The 21,745-nt window shown below is 71.7% G+C and carries 19 protein-coding genes and 2 tRNA genes; 8 read left to right on the top strand and 13 right to left on the bottom strand.

Annotated elements, in window-relative coordinates; translation table 11 throughout:
* Window positions 1-27 precede the first annotated feature (27 nt).
* A complete protein-coding gene (locus tag AB0L75_RS05935; RefSeq protein ID WP_365175758.1) occupies window positions 28-1,008 on the top strand; it encodes an NAD(P)H-quinone oxidoreductase in 981 nt (326 codons plus the stop codon).
* Window positions 1,009-1,054: 46 nt separating this feature from the next.
* Here AB0L75_RS05935 and AB0L75_RS05930 read toward each other — a convergent pair whose 3' ends face one another.
* The gene (locus AB0L75_RS05930) at window positions 1,055-1,795 is read right to left on the bottom strand and encodes a hypothetical protein (protein WP_365175756.1); all 741 of its coding nucleotides are present in this window, start codon (window positions 1,793-1,795) and stop codon (window positions 1,055-1,057) included.
* Between the two features lie 174 nt (window positions 1,796-1,969).
* Between AB0L75_RS05930 and AB0L75_RS05925 the strand changes: the two genes are divergently transcribed.
* Window positions 1,970-2,512 (top strand): bacterial proteasome activator family protein, encoded by a 543-nt coding sequence (locus tag AB0L75_RS05925; protein ID WP_365175754.1) that lies wholly within the window; start codon window positions 1,970-1,972, stop codon window positions 2,510-2,512.
* A gap of 125 nt (window positions 2,513-2,637) precedes the next feature.
* Here AB0L75_RS05925 and AB0L75_RS05920 read toward each other — a convergent pair whose 3' ends face one another.
* Window positions 2,638-4,281, bottom strand: a complete 1,644-nt coding sequence (locus AB0L75_RS05920) for a protein kinase (protein ID WP_365175752.1) — start codon at window positions 4,279-4,281, stop codon at window positions 2,638-2,640.
* Window positions 4,282-4,624: 343 nt separating this feature from the next.
* On the opposite strand from AB0L75_RS05920, the gene AB0L75_RS05915 reads away from it, so the two are divergent.
* Window positions 4,625-6,256, top strand: a complete 1,632-nt coding sequence (locus tag AB0L75_RS05915) for a protein kinase (RefSeq protein WP_365175750.1) — start codon at window positions 4,625-4,627, stop codon at window positions 6,254-6,256.
* A 58-nt stretch (window positions 6,257-6,314) separates the two neighbouring features.
* Here AB0L75_RS05915 and AB0L75_RS05910 read toward each other — a convergent pair whose 3' ends face one another.
* The gene (locus tag AB0L75_RS05910; protein ID WP_365175748.1) at window positions 6,315-7,358 is read right to left on the bottom strand and encodes a phosphotransferase; all 1,044 of its coding nucleotides are present in this window, start codon (window positions 7,356-7,358) and stop codon (window positions 6,315-6,317) included.
* Between the two features lie 226 nt (window positions 7,359-7,584).
* Between AB0L75_RS05910 and AB0L75_RS05905 the strand changes: the two genes are divergently transcribed.
* On the top strand, window positions 7,585-8,730 hold the full coding sequence (locus AB0L75_RS05905) for a hypothetical protein (RefSeq protein ID WP_365175746.1): 1,146 nt from the start codon (window positions 7,585-7,587) through the stop codon (window positions 8,728-8,730).
* 11 nt (window positions 8,731-8,741) lie between these two features.
* On the opposite strand, the gene AB0L75_RS05900 is transcribed toward AB0L75_RS05905, so the two are convergent.
* On the bottom strand, window positions 8,742-9,410 hold the full coding sequence (locus tag AB0L75_RS05900) for a response regulator transcription factor (RefSeq protein ID WP_365175744.1): 669 nt from the start codon (window positions 9,408-9,410) through the stop codon (window positions 8,742-8,744).
* 322 nt (window positions 9,411-9,732) lie between these two features.
* On the opposite strand from AB0L75_RS05900, the gene pdhA reads away from it, so the two are divergent.
* Genes pdhA through AB0L75_RS05885 form a run of 3 tightly spaced genes read left to right on the top strand, consistent with a single transcriptional unit; the run spans window position 9,733 to window position 13,376 of the window.
* Entirely contained in the window at window positions 9,733-10,995 is a 1,263-nt protein-coding gene (gene pdhA / locus AB0L75_RS05895; protein WP_365175742.1) for a pyruvate dehydrogenase (acetyl-transferring) E1 component subunit alpha, read from the top strand.
* A gap of 1 nt (window position 10,996) precedes the next feature.
* Window positions 10,997-11,974: an alpha-ketoacid dehydrogenase subunit beta gene (locus AB0L75_RS05890; RefSeq protein WP_365175740.1), complete on the top strand. Its 978-nt coding sequence runs from the start codon at window positions 10,997-10,999 to the stop codon at window positions 11,972-11,974.
* 10 nt (window positions 11,975-11,984) lie between these two features.
* Window positions 11,985-13,376: a dihydrolipoamide acetyltransferase family protein gene (locus tag AB0L75_RS05885; RefSeq protein ID WP_365175738.1), complete on the top strand. Its 1,392-nt coding sequence runs from the start codon at window positions 11,985-11,987 to the stop codon at window positions 13,374-13,376.
* A 71-nt stretch (window positions 13,377-13,447) separates the two neighbouring features.
* On the opposite strand, the gene AB0L75_RS05880 is transcribed toward AB0L75_RS05885, so the two are convergent.
* The 4 genes from AB0L75_RS05880 to AB0L75_RS05865 all read right to left on the bottom strand — a co-directional run bounded on the left by AB0L75_RS05880 (window position 13,448) and on the right by AB0L75_RS05865 (window position 16,995).
* Complete coding sequence (locus AB0L75_RS05880) at window positions 13,448-14,425, bottom strand: Bro-N domain-containing protein (RefSeq protein WP_365175736.1); 978 nt, start codon at window positions 14,423-14,425, stop codon at window positions 13,448-13,450.
* 116 nt (window positions 14,426-14,541) lie between these two features.
* The gene (locus tag AB0L75_RS05875; RefSeq protein WP_365175734.1) at window positions 14,542-16,842 is read right to left on the bottom strand and encodes a hypothetical protein; all 2,301 of its coding nucleotides are present in this window, start codon (window positions 16,840-16,842) and stop codon (window positions 14,542-14,544) included.
* 2 nt (window positions 16,843-16,844) lie between these two features.
* Window positions 16,845-16,916: transfer RNA gene (locus AB0L75_RS05870), tRNA-Pro, on the bottom strand.
* A 7-nt stretch (window positions 16,917-16,923) separates the two neighbouring features.
* Window positions 16,924-16,995: transfer RNA gene (locus AB0L75_RS05865), tRNA-Trp, on the bottom strand.
* A gap of 336 nt (window positions 16,996-17,331) precedes the next feature.
* On the opposite strand from AB0L75_RS05865, the gene AB0L75_RS05860 reads away from it, so the two are divergent.
* On the top strand, window positions 17,332-18,231 hold the full coding sequence (locus tag AB0L75_RS05860; protein ID WP_365175732.1) for an alpha/beta hydrolase: 900 nt from the start codon (window positions 17,332-17,334) through the stop codon (window positions 18,229-18,231).
* A gap of 54 nt (window positions 18,232-18,285) precedes the next feature.
* On the opposite strand, the gene AB0L75_RS05855 is transcribed toward AB0L75_RS05860, so the two are convergent.
* The 5 genes from AB0L75_RS05855 to AB0L75_RS05835 form a co-directional block, all read right to left on the bottom strand.
* The gene (locus tag AB0L75_RS05855) at window positions 18,286-18,741 is read right to left on the bottom strand and encodes a hypothetical protein (protein WP_365175731.1); all 456 of its coding nucleotides are present in this window, start codon (window positions 18,739-18,741) and stop codon (window positions 18,286-18,288) included.
* The gene (locus AB0L75_RS05850; RefSeq protein WP_365175729.1) at window positions 18,738-19,289 is read right to left on the bottom strand and encodes an RNA polymerase sigma factor; all 552 of its coding nucleotides are present in this window, start codon (window positions 19,287-19,289) and stop codon (window positions 18,738-18,740) included. Before AB0L75_RS05850 ends, AB0L75_RS05855 begins: the two co-directional genes overlap by 4 nt.
* A 7-nt stretch (window positions 19,290-19,296) precedes the next feature.
* A complete protein-coding gene (locus AB0L75_RS05845) occupies window positions 19,297-20,295 on the bottom strand; it encodes a DUF1648 domain-containing protein (protein ID WP_365175727.1) in 999 nt (332 codons plus the stop codon).
* Window positions 20,296-20,314: 19 nt separating this feature from the next.
* Window positions 20,315-20,665, bottom strand: coding sequence for a GntR family transcriptional regulator (locus AB0L75_RS05840; protein ID WP_365175724.1), 351 nt, complete (start codon window positions 20,663-20,665; stop codon window positions 20,315-20,317).
* A 121-nt stretch (window positions 20,666-20,786) separates the two neighbouring features.
* The gene (locus tag AB0L75_RS05835) at window positions 20,787-21,698 is read right to left on the bottom strand and encodes a serine hydrolase (protein ID WP_365175722.1); all 912 of its coding nucleotides are present in this window, start codon (window positions 21,696-21,698) and stop codon (window positions 20,787-20,789) included.
* Window positions 21,699-21,745 lie beyond the last annotated feature (47 nt).

The raw sequence follows: 21,745 nt of genomic DNA, 5'->3' as shown, positions 1-21,745 counted from the left end.
CCACCGGCGGGGAGTAGCGTCACGGGCATGCATGCGATCACGATTCCCGAACCTGGTGGTCCCGACGCGCTGGTGTGGGCGCAGGCCCCCGACCCGGTGCCCGGCGAGGGCGAAGTGCTGGTCGAGGTGGTGGCCAGCGCCGTCAACCGTGCCGACATCCTGCAGCGGCAGGGTTTCTACACCCCGCCGCCCGGCGCCTCCTCCTACCCCGGCCTGGAGTGCTCCGGCAGGATCGCCGCGCTCGGCCCCGGAGTGTCGGGCTGGGCCGTCGGCGACGAGGTGTGCGCGCTGCTCGCGGGCGGCGGATACGCGGAGAAGGTCGTCGTACCGGCCGGGCAGCTGCTGCCCGTGCCCGAGGGTGTCGGCCTCACCCAGGCGGCCGCGCTGCCCGAGGTGGTCTGCACGGTCTGGTCCAACGTGTTCATGATCGCCCACCTGCGGCCCGGCGAGACGCTGCTCGTGCACGGCGGGTCCAGCGGCATCGGCACCATGGCGATCCAGCTCGCGAAGGCCGTCGGCGCCACGGTCGCGGTGACGGCCGGTACGAAGGAGAAGCTGGAGCGCTGCGCCGAGCTGGGCGCCGACATCCTCATCAACTACCGCGAGCAGGACTTCGTCGCCGAGATCAAGCAGGCCACCGGGGGTGCGGGGGCCGATGTGATCCTGGACAACATGGGCGCGAAGTACCTGGACCGCAATGTCCAGGCACTCGCCGTCAACGGGCGCCTGGCGATCATCGGGCTGCAGGGCGGGGTCAAGGGCGAACTGAACATCGGCGCGCTGCTCGGCAAGCGGGCCGCGATCAGCGCGACCTCGCTGCGGGCGCGGCCGCTGAGCGAGAAGGCGGCCATCGTGGCGGCGGTGCGGGAGCATGTGTGGCCGCTGCTGGCCTCGGGGCATGTCCGGCCGGTCGTGGACCGCGAACTGCCCATGGCGCAGGCGGGTGAGGCGCACCGGGTGGTGGAGGCGAGCGGCCATGTCGGCAAGGTGCTGCTGGTGACGCGGTAACGCGGTAACGCGGCCGCTCGGTCTGCGGGCTTGATCGGTGCCGTGGTCAGCTTCTGCGGAGTTTCAGGCCCAGGAAGGCCAGGGCCAGGCCGAGGCCGATGAGGACCAGGCCGGTGCCCAGCGGGAGGATCTGCAGTACCGGCGCCGTGGTGGTCTGGCCCTGCTGGGTGGTGTTCTGGTCGGGAGGTCGGTCGAGACCGGCCTGGTCGGGGGCGGTCGAGGCCGTCGGCGTGACGGCCGGGAGGTTCGCGGTCTCCGGCTCCTCCGGCCGGCCGGTGCCGGGATCCCGGGTGGGCAGAGTGTCGTCGTCGCCCTCGATCTCGGCCGCGGGCCCGTCCGGTCGACCCGGTCGCATCCGCCCCTCACCGGCCCGGCTGCCCGCGCGGCTCGGCTCGACGGAGGGCCCCGGGCGGTACGAGGCCGAGGCGGAGTCGGTGGGCATGGGGGCGTGCGAGTGGCCGGTGCCGGGGGAGTCGCCGTGGCCGGGATCGTGACCGGGATCGTGACTGGGGGAGTCTGTGGGGCCGGTGGAGTCCCTAGGGTCGGTGACGGGAGGGTCCGGGGCTTCGCGGGCCGTGTCCTTCGAGTGCCGGGGAGGGCGGTGCGGCTGCGCGGGGGCGGGGGCGGGGCCGTGCGGATGTGCCGGGGCGGCGGGGCCTATGGCGCCGGGCTCGGAGGCGTACGCGGGCGCGGCGTACGCGGTGACGGTGCCGTAGGCGGGAACGGCCGTCGCGAGGACGAGCAGCAGCCGTACGCAGGGGAGCGTGCTGCGCAGCCATGGAGTCACGTCGGTGACCTCCCGGAGCCCGGACGTCGTGATCGATGGATGACCGACGGAAATAAGCCTCACATTCGCGGGCTAACTGGGCATTTCAGAATGCGCCGTCGGGTCTAAACGGTGGATCACTCCCCTGAGGGGGCACCACGGTGATGAGGTGTACGCGTGCGAGAGAATGGCGGCATGGAGATGCCGAGGAACGAACGGATGCCGGAAAATCCCCAGATCCTCGTCGTGGGCCAGGACGGGATGGCGCTCGGCGGTGGCAATGGGGGCGAGGACCCCCGCGAGATCCCGGTCACGGAGCAGGTGGAGCAGCCGGCCAAGGTCATGCGGATCGGCAGCATGATCAAGCAGCTTCTGGAGGAGGTGCGTGCGGCTCCTCTGGACGAGGCGAGCCGGGTGCGGCTGAAGGAGATCCACGCCAGCTCGGTGAAGGAGCTGGAGGACGGCCTCGCGCCGGAGCTGGTCGAGGAACTCGAGCGGCTCTCCCTGCCGTTCACCGACGACGTCACCCCGAGCGACGCCGAACTGCGGATCGCGCAGGCACAGTTGGTGGGCTGGCTGGAGGGCCTCTTCCACGGGATCCAGACCACGCTGTTCGCCCAGCAGATGGCCGCGCGGGCCCAGTTGGAGCAGATGCGCCGCGCGCTCCCGCCGGGTGTGACCGGCCACGACGGCGACGACCCCCACGCCGCGGGCCGCTCGGGCGGTCCGTACCTGTAACGGGCGCAGTGATCGGCGCAGTAGCAGTCAATTGATGCAGTGATCGGTGCAGTCACCGGTGGAGCGACGAGTGGAGCCCGGCACGAAATCGTGCCGGGCTCCCAGTCGTTGGCGGACGGCCGGTGTCAGGCGGGGTTGCCCGTCGAGACCGTGAGTTCGATCGTGCCCGGGGCCTTCTTGTCGACTTCCGTGCCCTCGGCCGGGAACTGGTCCAGGACGGTGTCCTTGCCCCAGGTGTTGTCGTTCTGGGTCGTGATCTTGTACTCCCAGCCCGCGGCCTGGAAGCAGGCCTTCACGGAGTTGAGGTCCTTGTACCGGAAGTCGGGCAGTTCGATCTTGTTCTCGTTGTCCCAGGCCTTGTACGGACTCGTGCACTTGGCCTTGTCGATCACCCGGGTCCGGTCCGGCCCGCGGTAGCCCGCCGGGGTGGAGGAGGCGGACGCCGAGGCGCTCGCGCCGCCGCCGCCCTTCTTGTCACCGCCGCCATTGCTCATCGTCAGCGCGACGATCAGGGCCCCGACCGCGACGAGCGACACCACGACCGAGCCGATGATCACCGGCTTGTTGCTCTTGCCGCCGCCGGAACCCGGCACGGACGGCTGCGTGGCCGCCTGCGGCGCGACCCCGTACGGCGGCGGGGTCTGCGCGGCCTGCGGGCCGTAGCCCACCGGAGGCGGCGTCTGGTAGCCGCCCTGCTGCGGGTAGCCGTAGCCCGCCGGGGCGGGCGCGGGCGTCTGCGGCGCGCCGTACGGGCCCGGCTGGTACGGCGTCTGGACCGGGCCCGGGGCCGCCGGGGCGGTCCGGTCGACCGGCGGGAACACCGCGGAGCCGACGCCCGAGCCGCTCTGGGTCGGACCGGCGCCCGGCACGATGCTCGGCGCGGCCGCCTGGAAGGAGGCGGCGACGCGCAGGCACTCGTCGCGCATGGCCTCGGCGGTCGGGAAGCGCTCGTTCGGGTTCTTCTTCAGCGCGCGGGCGACCAGCGCGTCCACCGCGGGCGGCAGGGACCGGTTGACCGACGAAGGAGCCACCGGCTCCTCCTGCACATGCGCGTACGCGATCGCGAGCGGCGAGTCCGCGTCGAACGGCAGCCGCCCGGTGACCAGCTGGAACAGCATGATGCCGACCGAGTACAGATCGGAGCGGGCGTCCACGCCGCGGCCGAGGGCCTGCTCGGGCGAGAGGTACTGCGGGGTGCCGACGACCATGCCGGTCTGGGTCATGGAGGTGACGCCGGACTGCATGGCGCGGGCGATGCCGAAGTCCATGACCTTGACCACGTTGCGCTTGGTCACCATCACGTTGCCCGGCTTGATGTCGCGGTGGACCAGCCCCATCTCGTGGCTGATCTCCAGCGCCGCCAGCACGTCCGCGGTGACCTTCAGCGCCTTGTCGGCGGGCATCGCGCCGTACTGCCGGATGTCCTCGTCGAGGACCGACCCGAGCGGGCGGCCCTCGACGTACTCCATGACGATGTACGGAGTCGTCAGACCACCGAGATCGTCCTCGCCGGTGTCGAAGACCGAGACGATATTGGTGTGCGTGAGCTTGGCCACGGCTTGAGCCTCACGCCGAAAGCGCTCTCGGAAGGCCTGTTCCCGGCCGAGTTCCGTGTGGAGCGTCTTGATCGCGACCTGGCGGTCGAGCACGGCGTCGTACGCCAGGTGCACCGAGGCCATGCCGCCCTCGCCGAGCAGGTCCCGCAGCTGGTAGCGGCCGCCGGCCAGCGACTGCCCCGCATACCGGCCGTGTGCGCCGTCCTGGCTCATCTCTCCGTGTCCCCCACTGGCCTTGCGGCGCCTTCGCTCATCGCACGGGCCTTGATCGAATGTGTCATTCCCGGCCAAGTCTGCCCCAGGGCACCGACACGTCAAGCTCGGTGCCCGTTCCGTGACCGTACGCGCAAGAAGCGTCGCGCAAGCGTTACAGGGGGCGTACCACCAGTCCACAGAATTTGCACGACAGCGCGTGCTACAGGTTTCATGGCCGGTCCGGCTTCGGCCGGTCCCGGTTCCTGTTCCGAACCGGTGGCTCGCGCGGAGGCTGTAGCGTGGCCGACGGAGACCGTAACAACACCGCGCGCACCGCGGGCAGAAACGACGGCGAGGACTGATGGCACAGCAGCAGCGCGCCCAGGGCCCGTCCGACCCCGAGGCGACTGGCGGCGGCATGTCGGACGCGCCGGAGATGTGGGGCAACGGCGGGGTCGTCGGCGACGGCCGGTACCGGCTGACCCACCGGCTGGGCCGGGGCGGCATGGCCGAGGTGTTCGCGGCCGAGGACGTCCGGCTGGGCCGTACCGTCGCGGTCAAGCTGCTCCGCGCGGACCTGGCCGAGGACCCGGTCTCCAAGGCCCGCTTCACGCGTGAGGCACAGTCGGTCGCCGGCCTCAACCACCACGCGATCGTCGCCGTGTACGACTCCGGCGAGGACTTCGTCGGCGGTCAGTCCGTGCCGTACATCGTGATGGAGCTGGTCGAGGGCCGCACCATCCGCGATCTGCTGCTGAACGCCGAGGCGCCGGGGCCCGAGCAGGCCCTGATCATCGTTTCCGGGGTGCTGGAGGCGCTCGCCTACTCGCACCAGCACGGGATCGTGCACCGCGACATCAAGCCCGCCAACGTGATCATCACCCACAGCGGTGCCGTCAAGGTGATGGACTTCGGCATCGCGCGCGCCCTGCACGGCGCCTCGACAACGATGACACAGACCGGAATGGTCATGGGCACGCCGCAGTACCTCTCCCCGGAGCAGGCGCTCGGCAAGGCCGTGGACCACCGCTCCGACCTGTACGCGACCGGCTGCCTGCTGTACGAACTGCTCGCCCTGCGGCCCCCGTTCACCGGCGAGACCCCGCTGTCGGTGGTCTACCAGCACGTCCAGGACATCCCGACGCCGCCCTCGGAGTTCTCCGACGGCTGCCCGCCGGAGCTGGACGGCCTGGTCATGCGCTCGCTCGCCAAGGAGCCGGACGACCGGTTCCAGACGGCCGAGGAGATGCGCGGCATGGTCCAGTACGGCCTGCAGATGCTGTACGACCAGGGCGGCCACACCGGCACCTGGAACACCGGCCCGGTGCAGGCGCACGACGGCCGGCACACCCCGGCGGGCGGCTTCACGGGCACGGCCGCGATGCAGCACCCGGGCGACTACGGCCCCGGGACCGCCCAGATCCCGCAGCCGATCCTGCCGCAGGGCTACGGCAACGGCGACGACGGCGGCTTCGAGGGGCACGGCAACAAGGGCACCGGCCGCGGCAAGCTGTGGATCCTCGCCGTCCTCGCGGTCATCGCGATCGCGGCGGGCGTCGCGCTGGCCCTCAAGGGCACGGGCTCCGGCACCGGGACCGGCACCGACACCACGCCGCCGCCGACGCACTCGAAGTCCACGAAGGACGACACGGGCTCCGCGACTCCGTCGGACGACACCACCGACCAGCCCTCCGACCCGGCCACGGACAACGGCTCGGACTCGACGTCGGGAGGGTCCGACTACACGCCGTCGGATCCGCAGACGTCGCAGTCGCAGAGCACGGGTCCGACCGACTCGCCGACGGACCCGCAGACCTCGCCGTCCGATTCCGCGGACCCGACGAGCGGCGGCACGGACGGGACCACGACGAACGGCGGCACCAACGCCGGCACCACGACGAACGGCGGCACCAACGCCGGCACCACGACGAACGGCGGCACCAACGCCGGCACCACGACGGACGGCGGCGCCACGGGCGACCCCACCGGTTGAAGGACACCCAGGGCGCCGGCGCCGCTGACGGCCTCTCCTTGAGCCGATGCGCCGGCGCTCACTGCACGAACGCGTCGCACACCGCGTCGTACTCGCGTGTCCACCACACGACGAGCGCCGACGCGGCCGGGAACTGGCAGTCCGCGCGCGTGTCCCCGCGTTCGTAGTGCCAGCGCAGCATCCAGAAGTCGTTCAGGCGCTCCCACCACACCCGGTGCACGGCCGCCGCCAGCTCGGAGGGCGTGGCGCCGGCCGCGCGCCGGTACGCGTGCGCGTAGGCGCGCACTTTCGGCAGGTCCAGGGCGCCCACGGGCCGTACGAAGAAGATCGCGGCGGCGCGTACGGCCTCCTCGGCGCGGGGCTGCACGCCCAGCCGGTCCCAGTCGACGATGGCGGCGGGTGTGTCGTCCTTGTAGAGCACGTTGAACGGGTGGAAGTCGCCGTGCACCCAGCCCACCGAGCCGCCGCGCGGCGGGCGCCGGTGCGCGTGCTGCTCCACGAGCGCGCGGCGCTCCAGCAGCCGGTGCCGGGCCAGTTCGTCGAAGGCGTCGGCGGGGCGCTGCCGGCGCACATGGGCGAGCAGATCGTCGATGAGGGCGAAGGTGTCGGCGGGGTCGGCGCTCTCCACGGGATGGGGGCTCGTGGCGGGGCGCGTGCGCCCCTTGGGTGGCATCACGCGCTCCAGGCAGGCGTGCACGGCGCCCAGGAGCGCCCCCAGGCGTGCGCTCTCGGCGCGGGTGAGCTGGCCGCCGTGGCGGTGCCTGCCGTCGATCCAGGGGTGCAGGGCGTAGGCGTGGCCGCCGACGACGGCGACCGTACGGCCCTCGCGGTGCGCGAGCGGTACGGAGACCGGGACACCGAGGTCGGCCAGGCGCTGGGTGGCGCGGTGGCGGCGCTCGATGGCGGCCGGGTCGGCGGTGTCGGGGTCGAAGTGGTGCTTGAGGAAGTAGCGGCCGCGGGTGGTGCGCAGCCGGTAGCCGCGGTTCAGCAGGCCCTGCTCGACCGGCTCACAGGTCAGGGCGGTGCCGGCGGCGTACAGGCGGAGAAGTGCGCCCAGAGGGGGCGCGTGGGAGACCAGGGTTGGTACACATGAGCGCGGCACGCCGCAGATGGTAGGGCACGAAAAGACGCTGTGAGCTGGGGCTTGTCACAGGCAGTCGTCGCTGGTCGCTTTTGGTCACACCATGCACCGGGATGCACGTCCCCGCCGACCCGCCGGATGTCCCGAACCGCGACAAGTCGGCCTGAGCGATTGGCCGTTGGCGGCTCGCCTGCCATGATGATCGCGTTCTGATCATGATGCCGTCTCCGGGGGAGCGAGAGCCGCCATGAGCGCGATCGACGCCTACGACCGGCCGCCGTACCGCGTCCCGGCCGAGCCCGCGCGGCTGAGTGGTGCGGGCGCGTGGGCCGTGGACGTGCTGCTGCCGTGGCGGCTGGCCCGGCGGATCTACGGCCCCTTCCGGATGTTCCGGTTCGGCGCGGGCGACGCCCTCGGCCTCGCCGGCCCGGGCGCGGGCGCCTTCGGCCCGTACGGGAGCCCGATGGTCTCCACGCTGGCCGAGCAGGCCGCCGATCCGCTCATCGAACGGCTGCTGCTGCCCCGGACCCTGCTCTGCCTCGGCGTGCTCGCGTTCGTCGTCGGCCTGTTCACGGGGGAAGGCCTGTTCGGGCCCGTCGAGCAGGGCTTCACCGACGCGCTGCTGATGCTCGGCACGGGCCCGGCGGCGCTGCTCCTGGCCTGCGGACCGGTCGTCGCCCTGGCCCGTTCCGGCACACGCGCGTACGTGCTGCGCCTGTGTCTGCGTCCGCTGCTGACGGCGCTGGTCACCGCCGCTTTCTGTGGTCTCTTCCTGTACTGGATGAGCCGCAGCTACGACTATCTGCCGAATGGTGCGGCCTGGGTGATCCCGGGGGTGTTCCTCGGGCCCTGGCTCCTGGTCTTCTTCGGCTCCGTGCTGTTCCTGATCCACCGCAACAACTTCGGCACCGGCGGCCATCCCCTGGTCCGGCCGCTGGCCGCCGTGCCCCTGGTCTGGCTGACGGCCCTCGCGCACTACGCCCTGGTCGACGCGGTCCAGGCGTACCCGGGCTCCCGCCCGCTGCCCGCCTACTGGGTGGCCCTGTTCGCCGGTCCGGTGGGTGTGACGGTCACCTCCGGGATCGAGATCTGGCTGCTGCGACGGCGCCACGGGGTCGGCTTCCGCGGCCCTCTGCCGGACTGGCGCCCCACGCTCCGGGGCACCCGGGTGCCCGACGGCCTGGTCGCGCGCCTGGCTGCCGACGTGGCCGCGGGCGCCGCCTTCCACTGGCCGCACTGGACCGACCGCAACGGCGTCGTGTGGGCGCAGACTCCGGCCGTCCACGCGCGCGAGCCGGTCATGTGGCCGTACACGCACGCCTTCACCGAGCAGGTCAGGCCTGCGCCGCGCTCCGAGGTGGAACGGATCGCCGGACCGCTGCGGCCGCGCTGAGAATGATCCAGTTATCGGCTTCCGGGATTTCCCGCCTGCGTGCGGGCGACATAAGCAGCGGCCTGTGATCTGCGCTGCATTCCGAGTTTGGAAAGCAAACCGGAGACGTAGTTCTTGATGGTCTTCTCGGCGAGGTGCAGTCGTTCACCGATCTGCCGGTTGGTGAGCCCCTCGCCGATCAGGTCGAGGATTCTCCGCTCCTGCTCGGTGAGCCGTGCGAGCTTGTCGTCCGTGCGCGCGCCACCGCCGTCGCGCAGCCGCTCCAGCACGCGCGCGGTGGCGACCGGGTCCAGAAGGGACTTCCCGGCGGCTACGTCCCGCACCGCCTGGAGCAGTTCGTTGCCGCGGATCGCCTTCAGGACGTACCCCGAGGCGCCCGCCATGATCGCGTCGAACAGCGCCTCGTCGTCCGCGAACGAGGTCAGCATCAGGCATCGCACCGTCTCGTCCCGGGAGCGGACCTCCCGGCACACCTCGACCCCGCTGCCGTCCGGCAGCCGCACGTCCAGCACCGCCACGTCGGGGCGGGTGGCCGGAATCCGTACCAGTGCGTCGGCCGCCGTGCCGGCCTCGCCGACCACCTCGATGTCCGGCTCGACGGAGAGCATCTCGTGGACTCCTCGGCGGACCACCTCATGATCGTCGAGGAGAAATACCCTGATTTTTTCCGGTTCGTGCACGGAAGCAGTCTCACACACAAACTCTTCCCGTGACCCGGGTCAGCGGGATAACGTGCGGTTGCTCCGGCCTTTCGCGAGGCTGTGACCAGCGCGCTTCGCGGCCTTCTTGATTTACTTGGAAATCCAAGCAAAATCGCAGGTCAGACGGCGTTTCACAGAAATGTGGAGCACTGGGTAACGTGATGGTTGCAGGGCGCTCGCCGGGGCACCTGTCACGCCTGTTCCCGGCCGAGTGGCACCCACCCCGTGCCCGGTGGTCGAAACAGGTGAGCCGCACTGGCCTACCGGCAACCCCGGGGGCCGGAACGACGGAGGAGCACACGTGACCGTGGACAGCAGTGCCGCGCGCAAGCCGCGACGCAGCGCCGCAGGCAAGGCCGGCACCACCGGCAGCAACACCGGCACCACCGGCGCGAAGACCGGCACGGCCGGGAATGCGTCCGGAACCACCGGCGCCAAGCGCACCACCCGTACCACTCGCGCCGCGGCCAAGAAGAGCACCGAACCGGAGCTCGTACAGCTGCTGACGCCCGAGGGCAAGCGGGTCAAGAACGCCGAGTACGACGGCTACGTCGCCGGCATCACCCCCGAAGACCTGCGCGGCCTGTACCGCGACATGGTGCTCACCCGTCGCTTTGACGCCGAGGCCACCGCCCTGCAGCGCCAGGGCGAGCTGGGCCTGTGGGCGTCCCTGCTGGGCCAGGAGGCCGCCCAGATCGGCTCCGGCCGGGCCCTGCGCGACGACGACTACGTCTTCCCGACCTACCGTGAGCACGGCGTCGCCTGGTGCCGCGGGGTCGACCCGACCAACCTGCTCGGCATGTTCCGCGGCGTGAACAACGGCGGCTGGGACCCGAACAGCAACAACTTCCACCTGTACACGATCGTCATCGGCTCCCAGGCGCTGCACGCCACCGGCTACGCGATGGGCGTCACCAAGGACGGCGCGGACAGCGCGGTGATCGCCTACTTCGGCGACGGCGCCTCCAGCCAGGGCGACGTGGCCGAGTCGTTCACCTTCTCCGCGGTTTACAACGCCCCCGTGGTGTTCTTCTGCCAGAACAACCAGTGGGCGATCTCCGAGCCCACCGAGAAGCAGAGCCGGGTGCCGCTCTACCAGCGCGCCCAGGGTTTCGGCTTCCCCGGCGTGCGGGTCGACGGCAACGACGTCCTCGCCTGCCTCGCGGTCACCAAGCGGGCGCTGGAGCGCGCCCGCAGCGGCGAGGGCCCCACCCTGGTCGAGGCGTACACCTACCGCATGGGCGCCCACACCACCTCCGACGACCCCACCCGCTACCGGGCCGACGACGAGCGCGTCGCCTGGGAGGCGAAGGACCCGATCCTGCGCCTTCGCCGGTACCTGGAGGCTTCAAACCACGCGGACGACGGATTCTTCGCGGAACTCGAGGCCGAGTCCGAGGCGTTGGGCAAGCGAGTGCGCGAAGTGGTCCGCGCCATGCCCGACCCGGACCACTTCGCGATCTTCGAGAACGTGTACGCGGACGGGCACGCGCTCGTCGACGAGGAGCGAGCGCAGTTCGCCGCCTACCAGGCGTCGTTCGCGGACGCAGAAGGGGGTCACTGACATGGCCGAGAAGATGGCGATGGCGAAGGCCATCAACGAATCGCTGCGCCGTGCCCTGGAGACCGACCCCAAGGTCCTGGTCATGGGCGAGGACGTCGGCAAGCTCGGCGGCGTGTTCCGTGTGACGGACGGCCTGCAGAAGGACTTCGGCGAGAGCCGCGTCATCGACACCCCGCTGGCCGAGTCCGGCATCGTCGGCACGGCGATCGGCCTCGCGCTGCGCGGCTACCGCCCGGTGGTGGAGATCCAGTTCGACGGCTTCGTCTTCCCGGCCTACGACCAGATCGTCACCCAGCTCGCGAAGATGCACGCGCGTTCGCTGGGCAAGGTCAAGATGCCGGTCGTCATCCGCATCCCCTACGGCGGCGGCATCGGCGCGGTCGAGCACCACTCGGAATCCCCCGAGGCCCTGTTCGCGCACGTGGCGGGCCTGAAGGTCGTCAGCCCCTCCAACGCGTCGGACGCGTACTGGATGATGCAGCAGGCCATCCAGAGCGACGACCCGGTGATCTACTTCGAGCCCAAGCGGCGCTACTGGGACAAGGCCGAGGTGGACGCCGAGGCGATCCCGGCCCCGCTGCACAAGGCGCAGGTCGTCCGCGAGGGCACCGACCTCACCCTGGCCGCCTACGGCCCGATGGTGAAGCTGTGCCAGGAGGTCGCGGCCGCCGCGGCCGAGGAGGGCAAGTCCCTGGAGGTCCTGGACCTGCGCTCGGTCTCCCCGCTGGACTTCGATGCGATCCAGGCGTCCGTCGAGAAGACCCGCCGCCTGGTCGTGGTCCACGAGGCGCCGGTGTTCTTCGGTTCCGGTGCGGAGATCGCCGCCCGGATCACCGAGCGCTGCTTCTACCACCTGGAGGCCCCGGTCCTGCGGGTAGGCGGTTACCACGCCCCTTACCCCCCGGCCCGCCTGGAGGAGGAGTACCTGCCGAACCTGGACCGCGTGCTCGACGCCGTCGACCGCTCGCTGGCGTTCTGAGGAGAGGGTCGTGACGACGATGACGGAAGCGTCCGTACGCGAGTTCAAGATGCCGGACGTCGGCGAGGGACTCACCGAGGCCGAGATCCTCAAGTGGTATGTCCAGCCGGGTGACACGGTCACCGACGGCCAGGTGGTGTGCGAGGTCGAGACCGCCAAGGCGGCCGTCGAACTGCCCATCCCCTACGACGGCGTGGTCCGCGCCCTCCACTTCCCCGAGGGCACCACGGTGGACGTGGGCACGGCCATCATCGCGGTGGACGTGGCGGGCGGCGCGGCGCCCGAGGCACCGGCCGCCGAGCAGCCGAAGGCGGAACCCGTCGCCGCGGCGGAGGAGGAGCCGAAGCCGCAGGGCCGCCAGCCGGTCCTCGTCGGCTACGGCGTGGCGACGTCCTCCACCAAGCGCCGCCCCCGCAAGGGCGCCGAGGCCACCGTCCCGGCGGTGGCCCAGGCGATCCAGACCGAGCTGAACGGCCATGGCGCGGTCGCCGAGAAGCCCCGCCCGCTGGCCAAGCCGCCGGTGCGCAAGCTGGCCAAGGACCTCGGCGTCGACCTGGCCACGGTCACCCCGTCCGGCCCGGAGGGCATCATCACGCGCGAGGACGTGCACGCCGCGGCGACCCCGAAGCCGGCCGAGCCGACGGCGCCTGCGGTCGCCGCCGCCCCGGTGGCCCCGGCGCCGGTCGCGTCGTACGACGGCGCGCGCGAGACCCGTGTCCCGGTCAAGGGTGTCCGCAAGGCGACGGCGACGGCGATGGTCGGTTCGGCGTTCACGGCGCCGCATGTCACGGAGTTCGTGACGGTCGACGTGACCCGCACGATGAAGCTGGTCGAGGAGCTGAAGCAGGACAAGGAGATGCAGGGCCTGCGGGTGAACCCGCTGCTGCTGATCGCCAAGGCCCTGCTGGTCGCCATCAAGCGCAACCCCGACGTCAACGCGTCCTGGGACGAGGCCAACCAGGAGATCGTGCAGAAGCACTACGTCAACCTGGGCATCGCGGCCGCCACCCCGCGCGGCCTGATCGTGCCGAACATCAAGGACGCGCACGAGAAGACGCTCCCGCAGCTGGCCGCTGCCCTGGGCGACCTGGTGTCGACGGCCCGCGAGGGCAAGACCTCGCCCGCGGCGATGCAGGGCGGCACGGTGACGATCACCAACGTCGGCGTCTTCGGCGTCGACACCGGCACGCCGATCCTCAACCCCGGCGAGTCAGCGATCCTCGCGGTCGGCGCGATCAAGCTCCAGCCGTGGGTCCACAAGGGCAAGGTCAAGCCGCGTCAGGTCACCACACTGGCGTTGAGCTTCGACCACCGCCTGGTCGACGGCGAACTGGGCTCGAAGGTGCTGGCGGACGTGGCGGCGATCCTGGAGCAGCCGAAGAGGCTGATCACCTGGGCGTGAGGGTTCCGGGGGGATAGCCTCGGATCACAGAGGGGCGGCCGCAAATTTCCCTTGCGACCGCCCCTCTGTTCTCAGGCCTGGTTCAGCACGTACACCGGCGCCCCTTCCTCCGACCCGCCCTGGGAGCGGATGCAGGCGTGCTTGCGCAGCAGCCGCAGGCATTCGTTGACACGGCGCACGGAGAGTCCCGTACGGGCGGCGATCGATTCAAGCGGCTCGCGAAGCTCGCCCCTCTCGACGAGGACCGGAGCGATCGCCACGGCCACGGCCCATACGTCCTCCGTCACGGACAGGCGTTGCCGCCAATCGGCCAGTACGGAGGCCGTGGTGGGCAGCACCGCGACATGCCCGCCGGACGTCCGACGCTCCAGCACTAAGGCGTCGAGCCGGTCCGCGATCCGTTCCATCGCCCGCACCATGGCCTGTTGCACGGCGAGGGTGGCCTTCTGCGTGGCCAGCGTCTCCCTCTGGATGGACAGCATCTCCTTTTGCAACGCGATCGATTCGCGCTGCCCGTTCGCCAGCTCCTCGTCCAGCTGAAGGTTGTGCGCCTCCAGCCGGACGATGGCCTCGGCGACCTGCTCCGGCATGGCGTACGCGATGGGGGCGCCGGGGTCGGCGGGCTGCACCTCGGCCTCTTCGAGAGTGTAAGAACCCTCTCGTTGAACAGTCTCGATCACCTCCGCGACCCACTGCTTGAAGGGGGCGCAAGAGGGTTTCGTGCAGGCCTGGACGAGGAGGATCAGACCCTGGAGATCGATGAGTTGCAAGTCTCGACGCCACTCTCTACCTGCGGGAATGCTGAGACAGTGACTTCCAGTCACTGTCTCGAGACTTTCTCGATGGTCCTCCGGGACATGGTCGGTCAGTGCCTTCCGGGGTGTGGTGTACCCGAGTTCCTTGCACACATCCACCGCCGGAAACCAATGGCTCCCGTCCGGCATGGTCAGCCTTCGTACGCGGGCTCCGGTCGCCGCGTACACGAAGTCGCTGACATCGATCGCCTCGTGCCGTTCGGACGAGTGGGATCGCTTGCTGGGTTCGCTCATGTGAACCACCTCCGCTCCGGAACGTAGAGCGGAGGAAATCGAATATGCCAACTGCAAGAGCGAAGTTCACGATTGAGTGTGAAGCATTCCTGAAATGACAGACGCCGCAGTGGAGTTCATGCGCGGAGCCAGTGGGGCCCGGTGGTCCAGCCCAGCAGACGACGGCCCGTGCCCGCGTCGGCCGGGGCGCCGTCCATGACCTGGCGGAGCCCGGTGAGGGCGGGGGCGAGACGGTCGGCGATGTGCCAGGGGCGGCGGGCGGTGTCCTCGGTCAGGCGGTCCAGGACGCGCCGCTGCTCCTGCGGCTCGCACAGCGACAGGTGGAACACCATCTGGCGCCAGGCGTAGGCGATGTCCTTGATGGTGCCGAGGGGACGCGGGTTGTGGTGAACGCGCCCGGTCAGCAGGCACACGGTGTCGAAGCAGCGCAGGGCCAGCCCGTCCCAGCCGACGCCCGGCTCGATGCCGACCCGGTGGACGAGGGTGGCCAGGTTGTGGGTGGTGAGGATCTGCGCCTGCTCGATCACCGTGCCGTTCTGGGCGACCCAGGAGCCGGACGTGCCGCCGGCGCCCGGAGCCAGCTCCGCGGCCCGCTGCCGGCACAGTGCGGCGAACCCGGGCGACGTACGTGCCCCGTGGGACCGCAGTGCCGCATCCCCCGCCTCGACCACCGCGAGGTTGCGCACCGCACGGTAGTCGACGGCGTAGTAACGCTCGTAGAGCGAGCCGCCGCCGAGGAGTTCGGCCGCGACCCGCGCGGCCGTCAGGAACTTAGGGGTGAACGTGCCCATGAAGATGTCCGCGGCGAGTTCCTCGACGAAGGGCGCGCCCAGCTCGGCCTGGCGGGCGAGCACGGACAGTTCGCGGACCAGCGGGTTGGGCAGGATCGTGCCGGGGAAGGCCCGCACCGCCAGCCCGCCCAGTTCCCGCAGCGTGGCGGCCGCCACCTCGTCCGCCCCCGCCTCGACACGATGGGCGGCGACCGACCGGACCCAGGGCAGCTCCTCCACCCGCACCTGGCGCTGGAGGTTGAGCAGCAGCAGGGAGCGGCGGTTGCGGAACGCGCGGTAGTTCGCGGCGGCCAGCGAGCGCAGGGCCGGCTCGCGGTGGGCCGCGGCGGTGGTGGCGGCGACGAGCTGGGGGACCAGCTCGGCCAGGACCTCCGCCGAGGGGACGACACCGCGCTCCACGAGCGTGCCGACGGATGCGTTGAGCGCCGCCTCCACGGGCCGGCGTACGGCGGGCGGGATGGCCGCGCTCGCGGGCACCCCGGTGGCGGCGGCCTCCTCGGCGCTCACCGGCGCGATGATCGGAGCGACGTCGCTGACCCCGCTGTCCTGAGGCAGGCCGGACAGCCGCCCCAGCACGACCCGGGCCAGCGCGTGGTGCGAGGGCTGAGCGGCCTGGGCGGCCTGCTCCCGGCGCAGCGCGGTGTGCTCCGCGGAGCCGGGCAGGCCGCGCCGCCGGACCATGGAGGCGAGGGCGTGCCGGAGCAGCCCGAGCTGCCGCGGCCGCAGTTCGCGTCCGGCGGCGGTCTCCTCCAGGGCGCCGCGCAGGATGCCCAGGTTCTCCTTGGGCTTGCGGTGCTTGGTGCAGTGGGTGTGGCGCAGGGCCAGCTCGCGGTACCGGCGCAGCAGCTCGGCCGAGCGGGTGTGCCAGGCGTCGGCGGGGCCGGGGACGCGGATGTGTCCCTCGGCGTCCGTCAACTCCAGCCAGTGCAGCAGCAGTTCGTCGCCGAAGGGCTGCCAGACGGCCAGGGCCTCGCGCTGCGACTCGACGGCCGTGCTGGGGCGTTGGCGTGCGAGTGCGGCGGAGGCGTCGGCGACGGTGGAGCGGTGCACGGCGTCGGGGCGGGGCGCGGGCCGGTCGGACGGCCGCGGGCAGAACCGGAGCCGGTCCGCGAACGGGGCCAGTTCCTCGACCAGATCGAGCGCGGCGTCCGCCTCTCCGGCCCGGGCCAGCCAGGCCACGGTGAGCAGGGCGGCCTCCTCGGGAACGGCCACCTCGTAACGACCGCTGTCGAGGAGTCCGTAGAGGTGGGCGAGCCCCTCCTCGGACAGGAAGTGGCCGAACAGCGCGTGCCGTTGCTCCGGCACACCGGCCCGGCGCGCGGCCGCGATCTCGAAGTCGAGCAGGGGGCCGCCCGCGCTCGGCTCGCCGGTGGCGAATCCGCCCCGGACGACCTCGGGCGTGACCCATGCGGGGAGTCCGGCGACCGGGGTGCGGGAGCCGATGGTCAGCAGGCCGTTCGCCATTCCGGTCAGGACCGCGCGCCACCTGCGGCCGCGTTCCTCGCCGCGTCGGCGGGTCTCCGGGTCCGGGTGCGTGGCGGCCGCACGGAGCGCGGCGGCCAGCTGACCGGCCGCGTATCCGGGGTTCGCCTGGGCGAGGTGCTGCTGCTCAGCGTCGTCGTTCATAGCCGACATGGCGGGTTCCGCCCCCGCGCCCTCCGGGACCCGAGCCCGGTGCTCTGCTGCTGAGCTACACGTCGTCATCAGCCGACGCGGCAGGTTCCGCCCCTGCGCCCTCCGGGTCTGGAGCCCGGTGCTCTGCTGCTGAGCTACACGTCGATGGGCCGACGGTAGGCGGCGGGAGTGCGTTCGGACAAACGGGTTTTCCGGCGACTCCGGTATGCCCGGTTCGGTGGAGCGGGCGAGGCGGGCGAGGCAGGCCACGAGCGTCTCCCGCAGCACGGTCTGGGCCTCGGCCCGCTGGGCGCGCCGCCGGCGGTCCCGGTCAACGACGAACGTCGCGACGATTCAGGCGAGGGCTCCGGCCATGGCGCTCAGCGGCACGGTCCAGTTCATGCAAGGACCTTATGGGTGGAACCTTTTGGCCTCGCCCCTGCTCCTGACCCGGCGACGCGGGCCCGACGGGGGTCCGCACCGGCCCGAGAGGGGTCAGGCATGGCATCGCACACCGAGCGCCCACTGCCGCACGACGAGCGTGCCGAGCACCGCCGGCTCGACGTACGCGGGACGCGGCTGCATCTCGCCGAGTACGCGGGCACCGGCACCCCGCTGCTGATGCTGCACGGATTCCCGCAGCACTGGTACGCCTGGCACAAGGTCGCCGGGCAGCTGGCCGGCGGATACCGGCTGCTCTGCCCGGACCTGCGCGGCTTCGGCTGGTCCGAGGGCACACCGCGCGGCTACGACATGGACAGCCTGGCGGACGACGCACTCGCGCTGCTGGACGCGCTCGGGCTGGAGCGGGTCGGGCTGGTCGGGCACGACTGGGGAGCGCATCTGGGTTTCCGGCTCTGCCTGCGCGCGCCGGAGCGGTTCACCGGGTATCTCGCGCTCAACATGTCCCACCCTTGGCCCCGGCACCGCGCGGTCCTGCCCAACCTGTGGCGGTTGTGGTTCACCGCGTTCGTCGAGTACCCGGTGCTGGGGCGGGCCGTGCTGCGGCACTGGCCCGGCTTCACCCGGTTCCTGCTGCGCCACCAGGTCGCCGACCCGGCGGCCGCGTGGACCGAGGCGGAGATCGCCGAGTACGTCCGCGCCACCTCCGGGAGCGCGGCCGCCGCGCAGTCCCTGTTCTGGCAGTATGTGCTGCACGACATCCCCGCGCTGGTACGGGGCACCCGGCGGCGTGAGCGGCTGACCGTGCCGACGCTGCTGCTCGGCGGTGCGCGGGACAGCGTCGTCGTACCGTCGATGCTGGCGGGCGCCGAGCCGTACGCCGACGAGCTGCGGGTGCGGCTGGTGCCGGGGGCCGGGCACTATCTTCCGCAGGAACGGCCGGCGGAGGTGGCGGACGCAGTCCGCGAACGGTTCGCCGCCTGCGCCCAGCAGAACTGACCTTGCCCCCCTGCGCCCAGGGGAACTGACTTCGCCCCCTGCGCCGCCGGACGGCTAACGCAGTTTCGCCCGCTCGGTGACCCGGCCCATGAACTCCCGGCCGCGGCGTTCGCCGAGCAGGCGGCCGTAGAGCCACTGGGCGGGGCGCAGGGCGGTGGGGCGGGTCGCGCCGAGGACGGCGAAGCGGGTGCCGCCGGCCTCGGAGACGGCCGCCATGCCGCCGACGATCAGCCGGGACTGCATCAGGCACCAGCCGGGTGAGAGCCGTACCTCGAAGGATTCCGTGAGGTGCGAACGGCCGACCGCCAGCGCCCGTTTGCGGTCGGCGTCGCCCGGCGGCACGCGGAACTCCCGTAGGAACGGCACCAGATGGGGCAGCTCGGCCTCCAGGTCGGCGGCCACCGCCCACACTCGCTCGTACGGCAGCGCCAGATGCTCCTCGGTGTACAGGCCGGCGTGCAGTCCCGCGGCCAGCACCCGCAGCCGCCGTACCGGATCGGAGGAACTCATCGCGACCACGCCTTCCGGAAGGAGGAACGGGCCCGGCTCAGCCGGGACTTGACGGTGCCCTGGGGTACGCCGAGCAGGTCGGCGACGGTGGCCTCGTCCAGGTCCTCCAGCTCGCGCAGGACCAGGACCGCGCGGTGCCGGACCGGCAGCCGGGCCAGCACGTCCCGCACATCGGCCGGCAACTCCCCGTCGGCCTGCGCGCGCAGCCCGCCGAGCCGGGCCAGGTCGGCGGGGTCGGCCGGTTCCTCGGCAGAGGTGCGGCGGGCGATCCGTACCGCCTCGCGCACGGTGGCCGTACGCACCCACCCGTAGAAGGCCTGCGGATCGCGCAGTGTGCGCAGGCCCTTGAAGACCGCCAGCAGCGACTCCTGCACGGCGTCGGCCGCATCGTGCGGCGCGATCGGACGGCAGAGCCGGGTCACGTACGGCGTCACCAGCGTGAGCAGTTCGTCCATGGCCAGGGCGTCCCCGTCCTGCGCGGCCCGGACCAGCGCGGCGGCCGCGTCCCAGGGCGCCGCACGGCCCTCGTCCTCCCCCTGGTTGCCCATGCCCGGCTCAGTCCCGCTGCCGCAGTGCGTTCAGCAGGGCCGCGCCCCGCTCGGCGTCGTCCACGCTGACCGCGAAGTCCGTACGGCGGCCTTGCGGGCGTACGACCAGGCAGTCGCCGGCGCGGAGCATGACCGTCGTACCGAGGCCGCTGAGACGGTAGCCCCAGCCGCCGACCTGGGACGGCAGCCGGTGCTCGGATCGGGCGGACTCGATGGTGGCCGGGGACCAGCGCCGCGCGGGCCAGCCGAGCGGGCCGAACGACACCTCCAGGCCCGCTTCCGACACCTTCGCCTGGACCGAGGAGAGGGCGGCGCCGGCGAGCGAGGCGGTGGCGCAGAGCAGGCACACGAGCACCAGTGGGGTGGGGTCCGCGAGGCCCGCGACCAGTGCCGCCAGGGCGCCGACGGCGATCAGGCCGCTCAGCGCGGCCGACAGTTGCAGCCAGGGGTTGACCGCGCGGGAGAACCACACCAGCCGCTCGCCCTCGGCCAGGCGCAGTGCCGGGGTGGGAGTGGCCGGGGTGGGAGTGGGGCGGGTGGTCCAGCGCCAGGCCAGCACGCCGGCGACCGCCGCCGACACCAGGACCAGCACGATGTCCAGAGCCGGCTCGCGGGCCTCGTGCCAGTCGGCTCGGTCGAGGTTCGCGCGCACGGTGGACGCCTGCGCGCCGACGAGCAACGCGGCCAGGGGCGCGAGCGCGATCGCCCGCCATGGACGCACGGCCGGCCAGGAGCGGCGCCGGCGTACGCTCAGCGCGAGGGCGGACAGCAGCCAGATACCGGCCGGGAACAGGGCCGCCGCCCACAGCGGCATCGAGCTGTCGGGGGCGTCGCCGCCGCTCCAGTGGGTCGCCAGCCGGTCGGGCAGCCGGTCGTGCGCGGCCCAGGGCAGGCCCACGAGCAGCGCCGCGACGGCCGCCGTGCCTCCCACGCCCGCCCAGCGCGCGGCGGAGCTGCGGCCGCCTGCCCCGCTCTCCCCCGTCTCCTCCTTCTCCCCGTTCGTCATGGTGTCGTGTCCCCGTTCGTCACGTCGTCGTCCCCCGGATCATGTCGATGAGGTCGGTGCGGCTGTAGCCGAGCCGGGATGCCTCGGCGATCAGCTCCCGCACCCTGATCTGCAGTCCGGAGCGCCCGGCAGCCTCCTCGGCCACGGTGATCCCGCGGCCGCGGCGGAACTCCAGCAGGCCCTCGTCCCGCAGTTCACGCAGGCCGCGCAGGACAGTGTTGACGTTGATGTTCAGGGCCGCGGAGAGATCTCGGGCCGAGGGCAGCCGGTCGCCGGCGAGGCACTCGCCCTCGGCGACGGCCCGCCGGATCGCCGCCGCGACCTGCTCGTGCAGGGGGCGGGTGTCGGTCTTGTCCAGACGCAGCAACATGGTGCTAATGACACTAGCACCATCATCTCCATCGCGGAACGGGCGGACAGCACAACGGGCGGACAGCACAACGGGCCCGCCGCTTGTCGCGACGGGCCCGTGGGTGCGTGGAGGTGGTGCGTCAGCCGAGCTTGGCGAAGCCGTAGTCGAGGAGCTTCGTGGCGTCCGTCGCGCGCTGCGCGTACGTGGTGGAGGCCAGGACCGTGCCGATGACCGTCTTGCCGTTGCGGGTCGCGGCGAAGACGAGGCAGGCGCCGGCCTCCGGGCCGGAGCCGGTCTTCACGCCGATGGCACCGCGGTAGCTGGAGAGCAGCGTGTTGGTGTTGGTCCACGTCTGCATCGTGCGGATGCTGCCGGTCTTGGTGATCGTCTTCGCGGTGTACGACGGCGTCTTGACGATCACGCGGAAGTTCGCGTTCTTCATCGCGCTGCTGGCGATCTTCGTCAGGTCGCGCGGCGTCGACCAGTTGTTGCCGTTGCCGATGCCGTCGAACGAGTCGAAGTGGGTGTTCTTCAGGCCCAGGCTGGTGGCGGCGGCGTTCATCTTGCCGATGAAGTTCTGCACGCGCGCGTCGCGGGTGGCGCCGGAGCCGTAGGTGTCGGCGAGCGCGTAGGCGGCGTCGCAGCCGGACGGCAGCATCAGGCCGTACAGCAGCTGACGGACGGTGACCTGGTCGCCGACGATCAGGTGGGCCTGGGAGGCGTTGTTCTTGACGACGTAGTCGCTGTACGCCTTCTGGATCGTCACCTTTTTGTCGAGGTTGAGGTTCGACTGCGCGAGGACGACCTTGGCGGTCATGATCTTGGTGGTGGAGCCGGTGGAGCGCTTGTAGTCCGCCGTCTTGTCGAACAGCGTGGCACCGCTCGTGTTGTTCATCACGAAGCCGCCCTTGGCCACGATCGAGGGCGTGGTGAGGGCCTGAGCGGGCGCCGCGGTGAGGGCACCGGCCGCGAGCAGTGCGCCGGAGGTGACGGTTACCGCGGCGGCTCGGCGGAAGCGCGTGCTGCGAGTGCCCTTGATGCCGGTAATCAAAGTGATGTACCCCGATTGTCTGAATGCCCCTGAGGTGCGGCCGAGTT

Source organism: Streptomyces sp. NPDC052101 (genome assembly GCF_040680235.1).
GTDB lineage: Bacteria > Actinomycetota > Actinomycetes > Streptomycetales > Streptomycetaceae > Streptomyces.
Note: the sequence above shows the minus strand (reverse complement) of the source record. Positions and strands in the feature narration are given on the sequence as shown.

Excerpts from the sequence above, each read along its gene's own strand:
- AB0L75_RS05840 (WP_365175724.1), bottom strand. The coding sequence starts at position 20,665 with ATGTTGCTGCGTCTGGACAAGACCGACACCCGCCCCCTGCACGAGCAG.
- AB0L75_RS05935 (WP_365175758.1), top strand. The coding sequence starts at position 28 with ATGCATGCGATCACGATTCCCGAACCTGGTGGTCCCGACGCGCTGGTG.
- AB0L75_RS05850 (WP_365175729.1), bottom strand. The coding sequence starts at position 19,289 with ATGGGCAACCAGGGGGAGGACGAGGGCCGTGCGGCGCCCTGGGACGCG.
- AB0L75_RS05905 (WP_365175746.1), top strand. The coding sequence starts at position 7,585 with ATGAGCGCGATCGACGCCTACGACCGGCCGCCGTACCGCGTCCCGGCC.
- AB0L75_RS05920 (WP_365175752.1), bottom strand. The coding sequence starts at position 4,281 with ATGAGCCAGGACGGCGCACACGGCCGGTATGCGGGGCAGTCGCTGGCC.
- AB0L75_RS05880 (WP_365175736.1), bottom strand. The coding sequence starts at position 14,425 with ATGAGCGAACCCAGCAAGCGATCCCACTCGTCCGAACGGCACGAGGCG.
- AB0L75_RS05925 (WP_365175754.1), top strand. The coding sequence starts at position 1,970 with ATGGAGATGCCGAGGAACGAACGGATGCCGGAAAATCCCCAGATCCTC.
- AB0L75_RS05890 (WP_365175740.1), top strand. The coding sequence starts at position 10,997 with ATGGCCGAGAAGATGGCGATGGCGAAGGCCATCAACGAATCGCTGCGC.
- AB0L75_RS05875 (WP_365175734.1), bottom strand. The coding sequence starts at position 16,842 with ATGAACGACGACGCTGAGCAGCAGCACCTCGCCCAGGCGAACCCCGGA.
- AB0L75_RS05860 (WP_365175732.1), top strand. The coding sequence starts at position 17,332 with ATGGCATCGCACACCGAGCGCCCACTGCCGCACGACGAGCGTGCCGAG.
- AB0L75_RS05915 (WP_365175750.1), top strand. The coding sequence starts at position 4,625 with ATGGCACAGCAGCAGCGCGCCCAGGGCCCGTCCGACCCCGAGGCGACT.
- AB0L75_RS05855 (WP_365175731.1), bottom strand. The coding sequence starts at position 18,741 with ATGAGTTCCTCCGATCCGGTACGGCGGCTGCGGGTGCTGGCCGCGGGA.
- AB0L75_RS05845 (WP_365175727.1), bottom strand. The coding sequence starts at position 20,295 with ATGACGAACGGGGAGAAGGAGGAGACGGGGGAGAGCGGGGCAGGCGGC.